Source organism: Serratia sp. CY76391 (assembly GCF_052166695.1).
In the GTDB taxonomy this organism is placed as follows: domain Bacteria; phylum Pseudomonadota; class Gammaproteobacteria; order Enterobacterales; family Enterobacteriaceae; genus Serratia; species Serratia nematodiphila.
Map to the genome: position 1 here is coordinate 169,810 of NZ_JBJNOJ010000004.1, position 16,849 is coordinate 186,658.

The 16,849-nt window shown below is 60.9% G+C and carries 13 protein-coding genes; 4 read left to right on the plus strand and 9 right to left on the minus strand.

All coding sequences use genetic code 11. The features are described 5' to 3' along the window. Together umuC and ACJ8PN_RS09210 are read left to right on the plus strand one after the other, a co-directional pair. On the plus strand, positions 1–1,353 hold the full coding sequence (gene umuC / locus ACJ8PN_RS09205; RefSeq protein WP_253718472.1) for a translesion error-prone DNA polymerase V subunit UmuC: 1,353 nt from the start codon (positions 1–3) through the stop codon (positions 1,351–1,353). A 379-nt stretch (positions 1,354–1,732) separates the two neighbouring features. Next, complete coding sequence (locus ACJ8PN_RS09210) at positions 1,733–3,082, plus strand: colicin-like pore-forming protein (protein WP_351106250.1); 1,350 nt, start codon at positions 1,733–1,735, stop codon at positions 3,080–3,082. Between the two features lie 52 nt (positions 3,083–3,134). On the opposite strand, the gene ACJ8PN_RS09215 is transcribed toward ACJ8PN_RS09210, so the two are convergent. From ACJ8PN_RS09215 to ACJ8PN_RS09230, 4 genes are all read right to left on the minus strand, one after another. Further along, a complete protein-coding gene (locus tag ACJ8PN_RS09215; protein ID WP_171454278.1) occupies positions 3,135–3,551 on the minus strand; it encodes an RbsD/FucU domain-containing protein in 417 nt (138 codons plus the stop codon). A gap of 49 nt (positions 3,552–3,600) precedes the next feature. Then, positions 3,601–4,365: an SDR family NAD(P)-dependent oxidoreductase gene (locus ACJ8PN_RS09220; RefSeq protein ID WP_442534840.1), complete on the minus strand. Its 765-nt coding sequence runs from the start codon at positions 4,363–4,365 to the stop codon at positions 3,601–3,603. Between the two features lie 21 nt (positions 4,366–4,386). Beyond that, positions 4,387–5,682: an MFS transporter gene (locus ACJ8PN_RS09225; RefSeq protein ID WP_442534841.1), complete on the minus strand. Its 1,296-nt coding sequence runs from the start codon at positions 5,680–5,682 to the stop codon at positions 4,387–4,389. A 210-nt stretch (positions 5,683–5,892) separates the two neighbouring features. Further along, complete coding sequence (locus ACJ8PN_RS09230) at positions 5,893–6,930, minus strand: LacI family DNA-binding transcriptional regulator (protein WP_171454275.1); 1,038 nt, start codon at positions 6,928–6,930, stop codon at positions 5,893–5,895. Between the two features lie 296 nt (positions 6,931–7,226). Here ACJ8PN_RS09230 and kynA point away from each other — a divergent pair, with 296 nt between their 5' ends. Both kynA and sbmC read left to right on the plus strand, forming a co-directional pair. Continuing rightward, on the plus strand, positions 7,227–8,069 hold the full coding sequence (gene kynA / locus ACJ8PN_RS09235; protein WP_442534842.1) for a tryptophan 2,3-dioxygenase: 843 nt from the start codon (positions 7,227–7,229) through the stop codon (positions 8,067–8,069). Between the two features lie 22 nt (positions 8,070–8,091). Next, positions 8,092–8,559 (plus strand): DNA gyrase inhibitor SbmC, encoded by a 468-nt coding sequence (gene sbmC / locus ACJ8PN_RS09240; protein ID WP_082996663.1) that lies wholly within the window; start codon positions 8,092–8,094, stop codon positions 8,557–8,559. A gap of 221 nt (positions 8,560–8,780) precedes the next feature. Here the strand turns inward: sbmC and ACJ8PN_RS09245 are convergent, their stop codons facing one another. From ACJ8PN_RS09245 to ACJ8PN_RS09265, 5 genes are all read right to left on the minus strand, one after another. Continuing rightward, positions 8,781–9,533, minus strand: a complete 753-nt coding sequence (locus ACJ8PN_RS09245) for a hypothetical protein (RefSeq protein ID WP_437188735.1) — start codon at positions 9,531–9,533, stop codon at positions 8,781–8,783. A gap of 3 nt (positions 9,534–9,536) precedes the next feature. Further along, the gene (locus ACJ8PN_RS09250; RefSeq protein ID WP_442534843.1) at positions 9,537–12,122 is read right to left on the minus strand and encodes a type VI secretion system Vgr family protein; all 2,586 of its coding nucleotides are present in this window, start codon (positions 12,120–12,122) and stop codon (positions 9,537–9,539) included. A gap of 141 nt (positions 12,123–12,263) precedes the next feature. Beyond that, positions 12,264–13,709 carry a serine/threonine protein kinase gene (locus ACJ8PN_RS09255; RefSeq protein ID WP_351106238.1) on the minus strand — a complete coding sequence of 482 codons (1,446 nt, stop codon included), beginning with the start codon at positions 13,707–13,709 and terminating at the stop codon, positions 12,264–12,266. 49 nt (positions 13,710–13,758) lie between these two features. After that, positions 13,759–16,416: a type VI secretion system ATPase TssH gene (gene tssH, locus ACJ8PN_RS09260; protein WP_442534844.1), complete on the minus strand. Its 2,658-nt coding sequence runs from the start codon at positions 16,414–16,416 to the stop codon at positions 13,759–13,761. A 56-nt stretch (positions 16,417–16,472) separates the two neighbouring features. After that, positions 16,473–16,849, minus strand: a 377-nt coding sequence (locus ACJ8PN_RS09265) for a type VI secretion system baseplate subunit TssG (RefSeq protein WP_442534845.1), incomplete at its 5' end; no start/stop codon positions are given.

The window sequence follows — 16,849 nt, forward strand, 5'->3', positions numbered from 1 at the left end:
ATGTTTGCCCTGGTAGACGTCAACAGCTTCTACGCCTCCTGCGAAACCATCTTTCGGCCCGACCTGCGGGGGCGGCCGGTGATCGTGTTGTCCAACAACGACGGCTGCGTGATCGCCCGCAGCGCCGAGGCGAAGGCGTTGGGCGTGCCGATGGGCGCGCCTTATTTCAAAATCAAAGAGGAGATGCGCCGCCGCAACGTCGCGGTGTTTTCCTCCAACTACGCGCTGTACGCCGATATGTCCCGCCGGGTGATGGACACGCTGGAAGAGATGGCGCCGGCGGTGGAGATTTATTCGCTGGACGAAGCCTTTCTGCGGCTGGACGGCGTGGCGCGCTGCGAGGCGCTGGAACCGTTCGGCCGGCGGGTGCGCGATCGCATCCGGCGCGAGCTGCATTTGACGGTCGGGGTCGGCATTGCGCCGAGCAAGACACTGGCCAAACTGGCCAACTTCGCGGCCAAGAAATGGCGCGGCACCGGCGGCGTGGTGGATTTATCCGATCCGGTGCGCCAGCGCAAGCTGCTGGCGTTGATCCCGGTGGAAGAGGTGTGGGGCGTGGGGCGCCGCCTGACACGCCAGCTGCAGGCGATGGGGATCCACACCGCGCTGCAGCTGGCGGATTGCGATACCCGGCTGGCGCGTAAAACCTTCAGCGTAGTGCTGGAGCGCACGATACGTGAACTGCGCGGCGAATCGTGCCTGCGGTGGGAAGATGAGGCGGCGGCGAAAGAGCAGATCATCTGTTCCCGCTCGTTCGGCCAGCGCTTGACGCATTACCCGCACATGCGCGAGGCGATCTGCAGCTACGCCGAACGCGCCGCCGAAAAGCTGCGGCAGGAAAAGCGCTATTGCCGCAACGTTTCGGTGTTTATCAAAACCAGCCCGCATTCGGCGGGCGAAGGCTATTACAGCAATATGGGCACCGCCCGGCTGCAAACCCCGAGCAACGACAGCCGCGACATCATCGCCATGGCGGTGCGCGCGCTGGAGAGCATCTGGCAGGAGGGGCGGCGTTATCTGAAGGGCGGCGTGGTGCTGGGGGATTTCAGCGCCGCCGCCATGGCGCAGATCGACCTGTTCGACGACTGCCCGCCGCGCCGCAACAGCGAGCGGCTGATGGCGACCCTCGATCGCCTGAATCAGGAAGGGCGCGGGCGCGTATGGTTCGCCGGGCAGGGGATCGTCAAACCGTGGCAAATGAAGCGCGAAATGCTGTCGCCGGCTTACACCACCCGGCTGGCGGATATCCCGCTGGTGCGGCTGGGGGAGCGGGAGCCGCGTGATGCCCCACGGGCTGCTGCGCGGCCCAATCCGTCGAGACCTAAGGGAATAGGCGATAATAAGGCAGGATAAGCATGGCATGATCTGTGCGCCGACGATCTTCACCGCGGCCACCCCCCCGAGTTCAGAACCCGGATGCGTCGCTGGCCGCCTGGCGGCAGGGCGCGTATGGCCTCCCTTTATTCGCCATTCACCGTTTTGCGCTGTTTGATCACATATGTCCCTTGGATATTTCGGTCTTTAACGCCTGTATTGCAAAAGGCGCGCATGCGTTGGCTCGTTGATTGTTTCACCGACCAGACAGCCGCCATCCGTTGTCCTTATTTCTGCAGTTTTTTATAAATGACGGGCAGCTAAAAACGGTTTGCCGATAGGGATAACGCGCGTGTCAATCCGCGTTAAACGAGGATATCGGCATCTTAAAAATAAAACGAAATAAGGATGAAAGCATATGCCTGGATTTAATTATGGTGGTAAAGGAGATGGGACTAACTGGAGTTCTGAACGCGGTACGGGCCCTGAGCCGGGGGGCGGCGATAAAGGCCATTCCGGCGATCGCGATCGCGGCGGCGCCGGCGTTGGCAACAGCCCGGAACAGCAACAGATAGCGGCGATCCAAAACGATCCGGCGCTGCGCATGAAGCTGGAGGCGGTGATTAAGGCGGCGCGCAGAATTAACCCGGATGCGAAATTGCATATTGAAAGCGTCAGCCCATCCGGCACGCTGAGCCTTTCCGCCACCGGTTTGACGGCCGATCAGGCGAAGCACATTGGCCTGGGGGGGCTGGTGATGGGGGTCAACGCCAAGGGGGTGACAGTGGCGATCGGGGATATCGAAACCGGCCATGCGCGCAAGCCCTCAACCCCTGGCAAAGGCGGCAACAATGGCCTGAATGCCGGGCAGATCGGCGCCTCTTCGTTAGGCAGTTTCGTGACAGACTCGCATCGCGATCGGCCCGTCAGCGGCTGGCATGGCAACGGCAAAACCGGCGAATTCTCGACGACCCGCACGACCGGGAGTTACTACGGTTTTCATCATTTGAAGGTGGAAAAGCAAGACGGAGTGGCGACCTACAGCCTCTACTATAAGGCCAATAAGAACCGGCCCGCGTTTATCGCCGTGGTGAGAGGGGATAATCTGAATGCCATGGAGGTGAAATATGCCAACGGCAAGCCGGTAAAATCGCCCGGCTCGGTAAAAACGATCGTTAAGGAATTCGTCGAATATCAAAATGCGGAATTAAAAGCCATCAAGGATGGCGTCAGCCTGGCCGCAGGTATCAATAAAGATATCGCGGAAAAGATCGGCGCGAAATACGCCAAACTCGCCAAGGATTTGGAGGCGGGAATTCAAGGAAAATATATCCGCAACGTGCAAGATGCGGAGAAAACCTACGAGCAATTGACGAAGGGCCTGAACAAAAAACTCAAGGCGCAGGACAAAGCGGCGATTGTCGCCTGGCTGAAAATGATCGATGCGGAACAGTATGCCCGCAATGCGCGGGTATTGGGCAAGGTCTTCACCGGGGTGGATTGGGCGATCAAAGGCGCGGATCTGGTAAACACCGCGATTGAAGGTTTCTCAACCGGCAACTGGAAAGCGTTCCGCAACCAGCTCGAAGCGCTCGGGTTGTCGATCGGCGCAGGGTATACGCTCTCCGCTATCGCCGCGTTTTTCGCGCCGACGCTGGTGTCGTCGACGGTGGGCATTTTCGCCTTCGCTTACCTGTTTGGCTGGGCCACCAGCTATATCGATGCGGAACGTGCGGGGGAGCTGGAGAAGTGGGTCGCTGACCTGTAACGGCATGAGGGGGCTGGCCCCCTCATTTTACCCCTCACACCCTCTACCTCTTTCACACCACCGGCGCCACCGTCAGCAGCAGATTGGCGAAACGGCGCCGTTCGCCGGAGGCGATCACCAGCAGCGTTCGATCCGATTTGACCGCGGCGTAAAACGCCTCGCGCGGCAGGTGCTCGATCGGGCAATGTGCCGGCAGCAGCTGCCGATATTCGGCTTCGATGGTGTTGGTGAAGTCCGGCGGGCAGGCCATCAGCGCCGCGCTTTCCACGTTGATGCAGGCCAGCAGTTTTTCCAGGATCGGCGGGGCGGCGAGCGTGCCGGGCGCCAGGTTCAGATAGACCACGGTGGCGTCTTTCGGCGCATGCGTCATGCAGGCGTAATTGCCGTCGGCGATCAGCACCTGGGTTTTATGCCCGCATTGCGCCAGCGCGGCGAGCAGCGGCGGGTGAGTGATGGCGGATTTGATCATAAAGCGATTCCTGAATGGGCGGGCGGCAAGCGCGCCGCCCGCAGCTGAATTACATGCGGTAGATGCCGCCGTTGATGTCGAGAGTGGCGCCGGAGATGAAGCCGTCGTATTCCGCCGCCAGGAAGGCGATGGCGCGCGCCACGTCGTCCGGTGTGCCTGCGCGGCCCAGCGGGATGGCGCGAACGGTTTCCTCCGCCGATGCCTGGGTGGTGTGGCGATTGTGGAAACGGGTGCCGAGGATCAGGCCGGGCGCCACCGCATTCACCCGGATGCCGTGCTCGCCGAGCTCCGCCGCCAGCGAGCGCGTCCAGGTGAGTACCGCGCCCTTGGTGGCGGAATAGACCAGCGAGCCGGCGTGCCCGCCGGCGCGGCCCGCCTGTGAGGCCAGGTTAACGATGCTGGCGCCGTCCGGCGCCGCTTTCAGATGCGGCAGCGCGCTCTGGGTGACGTTCAGCATGGTGGTCATGTTCACGTCGATCACGGTTTGCCAGAAGGTGCGGTCGATCTCGCCCAGCCATTTGCGCCCGACGATGCCGCCGACGTTATTGATCAGGATATCGATGCCGCCGAGCAACTCGGCGCCGGCCGAGACGCAGCGCAGCGTTTCGTCGGTATCGATGAGATCGGCGTAGCCGTAGGCGGCCTTTTGCCCCAATGAATGGGCCAGCGCCACCAGCGCTTTGGGGCCGCTTTCGTCGCTGTGGTAGTGAAAATAGATGTCGCAACCGGCCTTGATCAGCCGCTCCGCGGTGGCGCGGCCGATGCCCTGTTCCGCCCCGGTGATAAAGACCTTTTTGCCCGCAAGATCGCCCATGATTGACTCCTTATTGGTTCGTTAAGAATTGATGACGCCTTCACGCTGTTTGGCGCAGTAGAAAATGCAGATCAAACCGGTCGCCAGCAGGCACGAAGCCAGGAAAAACAGCCCCGGCGCGCTGCTGCCGGTCAGATCGTTCAGCACGCCCACCGCATAGGGAGCGACGAAACCGCCGATATTGCCGATGCAGCTCACCACCGCCAGCCCGGCTGCTGCGGCCGCGCCGGTGGAAATGTTGGCGGGCATGGATAGGAACGGCGGCACGGCGGTATAGATGCCGATGGCGGCGATGCACAGGAATGACAGCGCGACGAACGGGTCGTATTTAAAAAATGTCACCGCGCCCATCAGGCCGATGGCGGCGATCACCATGCTGAGGCCGGCGAACACGCCGAGTTTTTTGGTTTTGCTGGCCCACAGACTCCACGGATAGACCAGCAGCGCGGCCAGGCCGTAGGGAATGAGCGCCAGCAGGCTGACGCGGAAGATATCGCCGCCGGAAATGGCGCTGATGATCGACGGCAGCCAGGTGCCGAAGCCGTAAATGCCGCACACCATGCCGAAGTTGAGCAGCGCGTAGAGCAGGTATTTCTTGTTTTTAATCCCTTTCAGGAAGTCGCTCAGCGTGATTTTAGAGCCGGATTTGGAGCGGCCGGCGTTGCTCATCAGCCAGGCCTTTTCCTCCACGTTCAGATAGCCGACATCCTTGGGCGAGTTCTTGATCAGGAATGGGATCAACAGGCCGATGACGATCGGCGGTAGCCCTTCGAGGATGAACAGCAGCTGCCAGGGGGCGAACCCGAACCCGTCATGCTGAATATTGAGAATAAAGCCGGAAATCGGCGAGCCGACCGCGTTGGACAGCGGTTGGACGATGATGAACATGCCGAGAATTTTAGTGCGGTACTTTTCCGGGAAAAACACCGTGAAGTAATACACCACCGAGGGAAAGAAACCGGCTTCGCACACGCCCAGCATAAAACGGCAAATATACAGCTCCAGCGGCGTGCGCACAAAACCGAGCAGGGTCGCGAAGATGCCCCAGGAAATTAATATTCTGGCGAACCAGATGCGCGGGCCGAATTTTATGGTGCCGGCGTTGCTGGGTATTTCAAACAGGAAATAGCCGATAAAGAAAATCCCGGAGGCGAAGCCGAAGGCCGAGGCGGTCAATCCCAAATTATCTTCCAGCGCTTTGGCGGCGTAGGCCATATTGTTGCGGTCGAGAAAGGCCAGGAAATACAACAATATCATGAGGGGCACAATATGCAGCGTCAATTTCCTGATGGCGCTGCGCTCAATATCCTTTGGCATTGTTTTTTTCATCATGGTTTTTCCCATGTGGTTAATCGGAATAATAGTGTCCCGGCCCAAAGCAATGAGCGGAGAGCTGAATAACGACGTTGCGTGCATAAAAGCGTCGCGCCGTTTATTTATTGCGACGATTCTATTTTTTCTGCTTTTAGCTGTGACGATCCGGACGATGCCGACTGCGCATCGTCTGGGAAAGTCGTTTTTACCGTATTAACCGGCGGTTTTGACCGAGCGCCGGCTGATGACCGTCGGCGGGAAGAGAAACTCGCCGGGCGGTTGCGAATCATTGTTGATGCGGCCGATCAGGCGTTCGACCATCAGCTGCGCCATCTCCGCCAGCGGCGGCCGCACGGACGTCAGCCCCGGTTCGGCCAGGCCGGCCAGCGCGATATTGTCGATGCCGATCACCGAGATGTCTGCGGGCACCTGGACGCCGGCGGCGCGCAGGCCCACCATCAGCCCGATGCCCAACGCATCGTTAATCGCCACGATGCCGTCCGGGCGCGGTGCCAACGTGAGAACGCGCGGCGCCAGCGTCAGCCCCAATTCGAACATTTCCGTGTCGCCGTAGGCGCTGGTGGCCTTGCCTTCGATCACCCGTTGGCGTTCGCTCAGGCTGTGCCCCAGCGCACTCAGAAAACCGTCGATCTTGTGGCTGCGCCCCACGGTCAGCGTCGCTTCGGTGGCGAACACGATATGTCGGCAGCCGCGTTCGAGCAGGTGCTGCGCGGCCAGGCGCCCGGCGGCGATATTGTCCATCGACACGCTGTCGAACAACCGGCTGTCGGTGGCCATCTGCTCGGCAAACGGGCTGTCGTAGCTGACAATCTTCATGCCGCGCTCGGCGGCCCGAACAAAATGGGTCTGGCGAATGTCGCTCGCCGCCACGATGATGCCGCGCACACCGTGCAGGAACATATCGTCGATAAACGCGGCCTCCTCCTGCTCCTGGCGGTAGGCGTTGCCGAGCAAGACCCGGTAACGGTGAGCCCGCGCCGCGCCGTCGACCGCATGCGCCAGCGCCGAAAAGCTCGGGTTAACGATCGACGGCAGCAGCAGGCCGATTATTTTCGCCTGCGGCGCGGGTGCCGCCGCCGATTGAGCCGGCCGGTAGCCCAGGGTCGCCATCGCCCGTTCGATGCGCTCACGGGTCTGCGCGCTCATCTGGTGGCTGCGATTATTCAGCAGGTTCGACACGCTGCTGATGGACACGCCGGCCAACCGCGCCACATCACGAATATTTGCCATTTGCCGATACCTTGCTGCCTGCCGTTAGCCTGCAATCTATAAGGGAAGCCGGCCGCAGGCAAGCTGCAACCGGGGCGCCGCGTGCATAGGATCGCGCATTTGTGAGAGTCGTCAGGCGGCAGCCGTGTTGTTTACTAAACAACAACGGGGGCGGGGGCACTGTGTTAACGCAGATGAGTGAGATCTGCGAAGCATCTCTCGTTTATCGCCCTTCGGGGCGGCGGGTTCTGTACTATTGTTTTCTCTTTGCGGCACGTTCCAGGCCGATGGGGCGCTGGGCGCAACGGAGATCACAGATGAACAAACGGGAATTAGAAAGCGCGATTGTCACCGATTTTTCCAAACGCATGAGCTATGGCGACTACCTGTGCCTGGACCAACTGCTGGACTGCCAGCACCCGCTCTCCGACCCGCCGCATCATGACGAAATGCTGTTCGTGATACAGCATCAAACCTCCGAACTGTGGATGAAGCTGATGCTGCACGAGCTGCAGGCGGCGCTGCGGCTGGTGCAGCAGGACAAACTCAGCCACTGTTTCAAAATCCTCGCGCGCGTCAAACAGATCCAGCGGCTGCTGTTCGAACAGTGGGCGGTGCTGGAAACGCTGACGCCGTCGGAATACGTCGAGTTTCGCGACGTGCTGGGCAGTTCGTCGGGCTTCCAGTCGCACCAGTACCGGTCGATCGAATTCCTGCTCGGCAACAAGAACGCCGCCATGCTGGCGGTGTTCAGCAACGACGCGGAAAAGCACGCCGCGCTGAAGGCGATCCTCGAAGCGCCGAGCCTGTACGACGAATACTTGCTGTACCTGGCGCGCCACGGCTTGCCGATCCCGCAGGAGTGTCTCGAGCGCGATTGGACGCAGCCCTACCAGCGCAACCCGGATCTGCTGCCGGCGTTTAAAGTGATCTACGACAACCCGCAAACTTACTGGGAAGCCTATGAAATGGCGGAGAAGCTGGTGGATATCGAAGAGAGTTTCCATCTGTGGCGTTTCCGCCATATGAAAACGGTGGAGCGGATCATCGGCTTTAAGTCGGGCACCGGCGGCTCCAGCGGCGTCAGCTTCCTGAAAAAGGCGTTGGATCTGACCTTTTTCCCCGAGTTGCTGGACGTGCGTACCGAAATCGGTGCCTGAGACATTGTGAGGGGGAAGGGCGATGAGCGTGAGGATTATCGATAAGGCGGCGGAGAAGGTGGTGGGAGTGAGAGTGGTGGGGCCGTATCCGCAGACCATCCCGCAGGGCTCGCAGCAACTGTTGGCATGGCGGCAGCGCCACGACGTGCCGTTCGGCAAATGGCTGGTGCTGTATTGGGACGATCCGGCGGAAGTGGCGCCGGAAAAGCTGCGCGCCGACGTGGTGATGAGCGTGGCGGACGATTTCGCGCTGCCGGCGGGCAGCGCGGGCGTGACCGTGCAGACGCTGCCCGCCGGGCAGTATGCGGTCTACCACGTGCGCATCAGCGATGGCGATTTCGAGCGGGTGTGGGGCGAGTTCTATCAGAAGCTGCTGCCGGCCAGCGGCTACCAGCCGGTTGAGGGGGTGAGCTATGAGCACTATCTCAACGACTGCGAGGCCGACGGCTATTTCGACCTCGATATTTACCAGACGGTGAAGAAGTGGTGAGGGTGGCTTAATGCGCAGAAAGGCTGAATCGATAGGGGATATCGATTCAGCCTGTGATTGTCATTCCTGTTCGGTTTAGGTGCGGTGACAAGAGGAGGGAGTGTCACTCGCACTGAGGTATAGGCCGTTTGATATCTATACGGTGTAGGTAGATAGGCCAAGTCTCACTTTAGCGTCTTGGAATCAAGTGCCTTGGAATCACTCGGTGGCGGTTGTGGTGGCTATTTCCCCCAAGTTCCTTTTTGATTCATTAATATCTTACCATTCTTTATAACTGTCAGTGTGTTATCAATTTTACTGAGCATGTAGGTCGTCGATGCATTTTTAAACTCATAACTGATTATTGGGCATGGGACTGTATTGCAATCAGCACGTGTAACTTTTCCCTGCAAAGTTACAGCAGCACCATCTTTTTTACGCTCTCCATAATAAGTAGCATCATTACAGTTTCCTTTACTGATGCAAACAGTCATGAGCTTGATAGAGAATGACTGTGTGTCAAAGTATTCTTCCTCAGTCCTCACCTTATTTCTTTTGCTGTCTGAGGAAAAATGCATGTCTTTGAAGCGTGCAGCCCAATGCAGAATATCATTATTAATAGGGGAATCTTTATCAGATGATTTGTAATTTATGATATCAGAATCAGGTACAACCCAGGCGACATAAATTTTCCCATCGGGATTGATGACCAGAGCAGAGGCATTTTCCAGATAAAGATCTTTTAGCCAGCCTTCAACAAATAACCCACCACCTGGGGTTGAATGAGGTTCACCGAACACATCAAAGTTGTTGATGTACTTTTCATAGTCTTGACCCAGTATGCTTTTAAGATTGTCAGTGACCGCTTTATCGTTGACCAGCCCGCTTACTGTGTTGATTTTGTTATATTGTAACAAACCTATCGCTGATGTGGATTCAATGGAGCAAAGCAAAGAAGCAGCAAACAATGTAGGTAATAAGATTTTTTTGAACATAAATCACTCGTTTGATAATTTTAAAAATTCTTCTGCTTCCCGGGCATACCGCTTTTGAAGGCCATTACCATAACGTGCCCACCAGTTGTACTGTTTACCACCCTGCGTCGTGATGGTATCTCCATATATTGCTCTATCGTATTCTACCCGAGCTTTAAGTAAATTATCCTGAAAGCTTTCTGCCGACATACTTTCAATTTTGGCTATTGCCTCCGGCGTTAAGGTATCAGCCTTAACTATTCGTCCGGACTCCATGGAGTTCAGGATCGCTTGTGCGCCAGATGAGCCACGCATATGTGCCAATGAAGTTATTGCCCCTTGTTTTCCTGGATCAGAAAAGTTCAGTGCACCTGCAGACTTCGCTGATGCGCTCATTGCTTTGGATACTTCCTCAAACTCTTCAGCGCTGCCTTGGCCGTATTGGTTACGAGCAGCAAGGATTTTGTCATAGGCATTGCCATTTCCTTTTCTGAATCCATATAACTCACGGCGCCCACCTTGTTCTCCAGCACTCCCTTCAGAGGCCATGACCGATTCAACAACCCGATTATCAATTCTGCCGGGTTTTGTTGTCGATTGAGCATTTTGCGTGATAGATGCCGGCGCCGCTGCCGCCGCCCGAGGGGCGGCGTTAACCGGCTTTCCCGGCGTACCACTCGCCTCCGCGTTAGGGAACAGCTGATCGACGGCGCTCTGGATTGCCGCCTGATGGCCGCCACCCGGTGCGGCGGTGCGTGCGGCGCCGCCAGGCTGGTTGAGATCCAGCTGGCCGCCGGTGTTGATCGCGCCATCCTCTTTCACCGTGATATTGAAACTGGTGCCGGTGATGTTGATTTGGCCGTCCGCCAGCAGTTCGATCACGCTTTCGCCGCACTCGAGCCGCAGCGATTCACCGGAGCCGAGGGTAAAGGCATTGACCACGGCGTCGCTGCGCGTTTTGCCGGTCAGCGCGGAGGATTCGCCTTTGACGCCGGTGGCCTGATTGAGCACCACCCGTTTGATCTGGTTACCGCCCACCAGATGCGTGTGGTCGTTAGCGATGGTGTGGCTTTCATCGTTTTTCACCTGGGTGTCCATGTTGCGCTCCGCCTGGATCCACACCTGTTCGGCGCCGGCCTTGTCTTCGAAACGCAGGGCGTTGGCGTTGTCGGCGGTGCCGTCCTTGGTGCGGCTCATAAAGCCCATCTGGGTGGCGGCGGCCGGCAGCGCCCACGGCGGCATGCTGGCTTCGTTATAGACGCGCCCGGTGACGATCGGCCGATCCGGATCGCCGTTGATAAAGTCCACCACCACTTCGTCGTTGACGCGCGGGATCTGCACGCCGCCGTAGCCTTGGCCGGCCCAGGCGCTGGAGACGCGCACCCAGCAGGAGCTGCCGTCGTCTTTCGGCCCGAAGCGATCCCAGTGGAACTTCACCTTGATGCGGCCGTATTTGTCGGTCCAAATCGATTCGCCGGCCGGGCCGACCACCCGGGCGGTCTGCGGTCCGTGGGTTTTCGGCCAGGTAGCCTGCTGCGGCGGGTGCCAGGGCACGTCCGCCGGCAGGACGATGAAGTCGATGCGGTGTTCGCTGCTCTGATCGTCGCCGCTGGCGTAGCGATTCTCTTTCAGATGGTAGCTGGCCTGCAGCGTCAGATATTCGCGATTGTCGTCGGCATGCGGGGCGTTATACAGCGTGAAGGTACTGCCGGGGGCGATGCCCATGGCGGTGGCGGTGCCTCGGATCTGTTGATGTTCGGCCTGCCAGGCTTCCTGGCGCACGCGGGCGTAGAACTCCCCCTGCTGATGCTCGGTATAGCGGCCCGGCCAGTCGTAAACGTCGATCTGCCCCGGCGTCGGCGAGGCCGGGTTTTGCCGCGCCTGGAACAGCCAGGCGTTCGGTTTGCGGAAATCGTAGTCGTCCAGGCTATAGATGCCCGGCGTGACGCGATCGGACAATGTCCACTGGCTGATGCCTTCCTCGCTGGTGCTGCCGCCGGACGGCGTCAGATGGTAGGGGATCATCTCGTAGCCGGGATAGGGCTGGTGGTGGTGGGGCGCATCCCCGAGCACCAGCGTGTGCTTGCCCATCTCGTGTTTGAAATAGTAATAGATGCCCTCCTGCTCCATCAGGCGGCTGATGAAGTTGAAGCTGCTTTCGTTGTACTGCACGCAGTAGCCCCACAGGCGATAGTCGCCGGTCAGCTGATCTTCCAGCTGCACGTTGTGCTCCGCCAGCAGGGTCTTGACGATCTGCGGAACCGTCTGTTCCTGGAAGATGCGGAAGTTGCGGTCTTTGGTCATCGGCCACAGATCCGGCTGCACGTGCAGGTTGTACACCGCGTAGCGCGTGCCGCCGATCTCTTCGCTGCTGACGGCGATGGCGGTGATCTTGCCGTTCAGGTAGCGCGGGGCGCTGAGAAAGCCCTGGGTAGGGATCTCCAGCGTCAGCGGTTGGCCGAGCAGCGCTTTGCGATCGAGCCGCGCGTCGGTGCTCAGCAATTCAATAGAGAAGTCGAAAGGAGTGGAAAGCGCTTCGATGCCGTCCAGCGAGCGGAACAGCAGTTGCTCCTGGCCCAGCGGCGTGTGCGCAATAATGCGATCCAACATGAGAACGTCCTCTGTGATTGACGTCATGCCCTGCATACTCCGGCGTTGCAGCGGCCTTGCCGCGCGGCCAATGAGGGGGCAGTTGCTCGTCAGTCTCATGAAATAGGGGAAACCCCGCCGAGGCGGAGTTTCAGAACGGGATTAGCCGGCGGTGGCCGGGTTGACCAGCCAGGTGCCGGCGGTGTCGATGCTGAGCTGCTGGCGGCGGAGCCGATCGTTGTGACGGATCTCCAGCTGATAGCGGCCCGGCGCCAGGTTCAGGCTGGCAAAGCCGTTTTCGCCCGGCGTCACCTGCTGCGGCTTGCCGTCGAGGCTGACCTGCTCACCCGGCTGCAGTTTGAAGTACACCAGCGCCACCGGCTGCGGTGGTGGCGCCGCTTTTTCAGGTTCCGCCGCTGCAGGCTGCGCGGTTTGCGGCGCGCTCGGCTGCTCCGTCAGGGTTTTCTGTGCCGGTGACGCCACGGTGTTTTGGGCGACGGCCTGGGCGTCGTCCTTGCCGCCGCTCAGCCAGGCGACGGCGCCGATCACCAGCAGCGCCGCGACGCCGGCGCCGGCCATCATTGGGCGCGAGAATTGGGTGCCGCGCGCGGTAACGGCGCTGGCGGCGGCCGCAGCGGCAGCCGGGTTGGCGGCGACCAATAAGTTCTCCGGCGCGGCGGCCGGGGTGCTGATGATTTCGTTTTCATCGGCGATCGGCAGATGCAACAGCTCGGCCATTTCATCGATGGTCTGCGGGCGGTCTTCCGGCTTCAGCGCCAGCGCGCGATCGACGGTGCGCAACAGCTCCGGCGAGTAGCCGGCGGGGCGGCGCTCGGCCAGCGGCTGGTAGCTGTCTTCGATGCTGCGCACCACGCTGACCGGCGGCGGCGAACCGACGATCAGCGTGTGCAGCACGGCGCCGAGCGCGTAGATATCGGTCCACGGCCCCTGTTCGCCGTCGCTGTTCTCGGTGTACTGCTCGATCGGCGCGAAGCCCGGTTTGAGCATGATCTCCGTTTCGTCCGACAGGTTGCCGATCTCTTTGCGCGCCGACCCGAAGTCCAGCAGCACCGGCAGCTGGCTCTCCTGGATCTGGATGTTATCCAGCGAAATGTCGCGGTGCAGATAGCCTTCCTGATGGATGGTGTTGATGGCGCTGAACAGCGGCGGCAGCAGCCGACGGATCCACGCCTCGTCGATTTTTTCCGGCTGCTGCGCCTGCAGGTTTTTCAGCGTGGTGCCGCTGTAAAACTGGGTGCCCATATAGGCGGTGCCGTTCTCTTCCCAGAAGCGCAACACGTGCAGCAGGCCGGGATGCGAGAAGCGCGCCAGCAGACGCGCCTCCTGAATAAAGCTGTTCAGCCCGGCCTGGAAAGTTTTGCCGAAGCGCTCGCCGCGCAGCCCGATGCTGAGATCGTCGTTGCGTTTCGCCAGCGAGGTCGGCATGTACTCCTTGATGGCGATGGTGCGTTCCAGTTGGTGATCGTAGGCGCGGTAGACGATGCCGAAGCCGCCTTCGCCGATCGCTTCCTGGATCTCGAATTCGTTGAATCGATAGCCGCTCGGCAGGCTGTTCGAATTCGGTTTGGTTATCCCGGTTCCCGACATAGTGATGACTCTCTGTGTTCAAAGGGCCGCCGTCTCGGCGGCCGCGGCGTTATGCCTGAAATTGACAAATGAATTCGTGGTTCTGCAGCGCGATATGCAGCTGGCGATAGCGCTGGTCGTTGGCGCTGCCGGTCAGCAGGGTGTGGCTGATCTGCGGCAGCAGGGTGTTGGTCAGGATGGCGTCAACCATGCGGCCGCCGGACTCCACCTCGGTGCAGCGGCTGACGATCTGCTCGATGACCGCGTCGTCGAAGGTGCAGACGATGTCGTGATTCTCCGCCAGGCGGCGCTGAATGCGGCCCAACTGCAGGCGCACGATGTTGCCCAGCGTGGCGTCGGTCAGCGGGTAATACGGCACCACCAGCAGACGGCCAAGCAAGGCGGCAGGGAACACCGACAGCAGCGGTTGGCGCAGCGCGCCGCTCAGCGCCTCCGGCTCCGGCAGCAGCTCCGGATCGCTGCACAGCCCGGCGATCAGATCGGTGCCGACGTTGGAGGTCAGAATGATGATGGTGTTGCGGAAATCGATATGGCGGCCTTCGCCGTCCTCCATCCAGCCCTTGTCGAACACCTGGAAGAAGATCTCATGCACGTCCGGATGCGCCTTCTCGATCTCGTCCAACAGCACCACGCTGTATGGGCGGCGGCGCACCGCTTCGGTCAGCACGCCGCCTTCGCCGTAGCCGACATAGCCCGGGGGCGCGCCTTTCAGCGTCGAAACGGTGTGCGACTCCTGGAATTCGCTCATGTTGATGGTGATGACGTTCTGCTCGCCGCCGTACAGGGTTTCCGCCAGCGCCAGCGCGGTTTCGGTTTTGCCGACGCCGGAGGGCCCGGCCAGCAGGAACACCCCGACCGGCTTGTTCGGATCGTCCAGCCGCGCCCGTGAGGTACGCACCCGGCGGGCGATCAGATCCAGCGCATGGCGTTGGCCGATCACGCGCTGGTTCAGGGTATCGGAGAGTTGCAGCACCGCTTCAATCTCGTTTTTCACCATGCGGCCCAGCGGGATGCCGGTCCAGTCGGCCACTACCGCCGCCACGATGTTGGCGTCGACGGCGGCGAAGATCAGCGGCGCTTCGCCCTGCAGCGCGCTCAGCTGCTGCTGCAGCTCGCCCAGTTGGGCGCGCAGCGCGTCGGCGTCAGGGCCCGCCTCCGTTTCTTCGCCGGCAGGCTCCTCCGCTTCCTGCCGGTGCAGCTGGGCGCGCAGCGTGATGATCTCTTGGATCAGCGCCAGCTCTTGCTGCCAGCGATCGGTCAGCTGTTCGAGCTCCATGCGCAGCGCGGTCAGCTGAGCTTCAATCTCCTGCGGGCGCAGGGGATCGCCGATGCCGACCTTGGCCTCGCGGCGGGCGATATCCAACTCTATCTGCAGCGCATCGATGCGATGGCGGCAGTCTTCAACCTGGGCGGGCTCGGCGTGTTGGCTGACCGCCACGCGCGCGCAGGCGGTATCCAGCAGCGCCACCGCCTTGTCCGGCAACTGGCGGGCCGGAATATAGCGATGGGACAGCCGCACCGCGGCGTCCACCGCTTCATCCAGCAGCAGCACGCGGTGGTGTTGCTCCAGCGGGCTGACGGTGCTGCGCAGCATCAGCAGCGCCTTGTCTTCGCTCGGCTCGTGCACCTGCACCACCTGGAAACGGCGGGTGAGCGCCGGGTCTTTCTCGATGTATTTCTTGTACTCCGACCAGGTGGTGGCGCCAATGGTGCGCAGTTGGCCGCGCGCCAGCGCCGGCTTCAGCAGGTTGGCGGCGTCGCCGGTGCCCTGGGCGCCGCCGGCGCCGATCAGGGTGTGAATTTCGTCGATAAACAGGATGATCGGCGTCGGGCTGGACTGCACTTCGTCGATCACCGCCTGCAGCCGTTTTTCAAACTCGCCCTTAACGCCGGCGCCGGCCTGCAGCATGCCGATGTCCAGCAGGCACAGCTTCACGTCGCGCAGCTGCGGCGGCACGTCGCCGGCCACGATGCGCAGCGCCAGGCCTTCCACCACCGCGGTTTTGCCGACGCCGGCCTCACCGGTCAGCAGCGGGTTGTTCTGGCGGCGGCGCATCAGGATATCGATGATTTGCCGGATCTCCTCATCGCGGCCGGCCACCGGGTCGATCTCGCCGTCGCGCGCTCTGGCGGTCAGATCCTGGGCATACTGCGCCAGCACGCTTTCACCGCTGCGCGCCGCGCCGGATGCGTTCTCGGCGCGGCTTTCCGCCGGCGCATCCTCGGCGTTTTCCGCCGAGTGAGCGGTAATGGCGGCGAACTGCTCCATCAACAGATCGGCGTTGATGCGCTCGAACTGCGGGGAAATGGCCTTCAGCAGATGGCGCAGGCTGTAGGTTTTCAGAATGCCGAGCAGCAGGTGGCCGCCGCGGATGCGCGCCGCGCCGAACTTCAATGAGCCATAGACCCAGGCGCGTTCTACCGCGCTGTCGATGTGCTCGGACAGATCGGAGATGGCGCTGGCGCCGCGCGGCAGGCGATCGAGCGCCTCGACGATGTCGCGCGCCAGCTGCGCCTCGTCCAGCGCGAAGTGGCGGACGATCTGCTGCAGATCGCCGTCCGGCGATTGCATCAGCTGATGCAGCCAGTGTGCCAGTTCGACGTAGGGGTTACCGCGCAGCTTGCAAAACGCCGTCGCACTTTCCAGAGAGGTGAATAACAGGCTATCCAGTTTGCCAAATAATACCGAGCGGCTGATTTCAGACATGGTTTTCCTCAGGTCTCAGGGTGGCCTGGCGCCGCAGGGCGCCGGCCGAAATAGGGTCAGAACGGGTTTTCCAGCGGTTCAGGGCTGAAGATCAGATCGTCGAGATCGCGCTGTCGCCGATGGTCGGCCAGCCAACTGCTCAGGCCCAATCGCTGCGCGCCGCCGAGCTGGATGCCGTGCGCCTGTTCCTTCGCCAGGATCAGGCGCACTTCCCAGACGAACTCGATGCCCAGATATTGGCGCACCCAGTCGCGCAGTTGCCGGCACAGATCGGCGCCGGGCAGAAAGCGGTCATAGTCCTGCTGCGGCATCGGCCCCAGCTCGATGCGGAACTTGTGCTGGATATCGCGCACCGCGATGCCGAGGAAGGCCGACTCGCCGAGGGGGGGGGGGGGGGGGGGGGAGGGGGGGGGGGGGGGGGGGGGGGGGGGGG

Bases quoted from the DNA above. Each gene is read 5' to 3' on its own strand.
- kynA (WP_442534842.1), top strand. From the start codon at position 7,227: ATGAACAAACGGGAATTAGAAAGCGCGATTGTCACCGATTTTTCCAAA.
- ACJ8PN_RS09225 (WP_442534841.1), bottom strand. From the start codon at position 5,682: ATGCCAAAGGATATTGAGCGCAGCGCCATCAGGAAATTGACGCTGCAT.
- tssH (WP_442534844.1), bottom strand. From the start codon at position 16,416: ATGTCTGAAATCAGCCGCTCGGTATTATTTGGCAAACTGGATAGCCTG.
- ACJ8PN_RS09220 (WP_442534840.1), bottom strand. From the start codon at position 4,365: ATGGGCGATCTTGCGGGCAAAAAGGTCTTTATCACCGGGGCGGAACAG.
- ACJ8PN_RS09255 (WP_351106238.1), bottom strand. From the start codon at position 13,709: ATGTCGGGAACCGGGATAACCAAACCGAATTCGAACAGCCTGCCGAGC.
- umuC (WP_253718472.1), top strand. From the start codon at position 1: ATGTTTGCCCTGGTAGACGTCAACAGCTTCTACGCCTCCTGCGAAACC.
- sbmC (WP_082996663.1), top strand. From the start codon at position 8,092: ATGAGCGTGAGGATTATCGATAAGGCGGCGGAGAAGGTGGTGGGAGTG.
- ACJ8PN_RS09210 (WP_351106250.1), top strand. From the start codon at position 1,733: ATGCCTGGATTTAATTATGGTGGTAAAGGAGATGGGACTAACTGGAGT.
- ACJ8PN_RS09245 (WP_437188735.1), bottom strand. From the start codon at position 9,533: ATGTTCAAAAAAATCTTATTACCTACATTGTTTGCTGCTTCTTTGCTT.
- ACJ8PN_RS09230 (WP_171454275.1), bottom strand. From the start codon at position 6,930: ATGGCAAATATTCGTGATGTGGCGCGGTTGGCCGGCGTGTCCATCAGC.
- ACJ8PN_RS09250 (WP_442534843.1), bottom strand. From the start codon at position 12,122: ATGTTGGATCGCATTATTGCGCACACGCCGCTGGGCCAGGAGCAACTG.
- ACJ8PN_RS09215 (WP_171454278.1), bottom strand. From the start codon at position 3,551: ATGATCAAATCCGCCATCACTCACCCGCCGCTGCTCGCCGCGCTGGCG.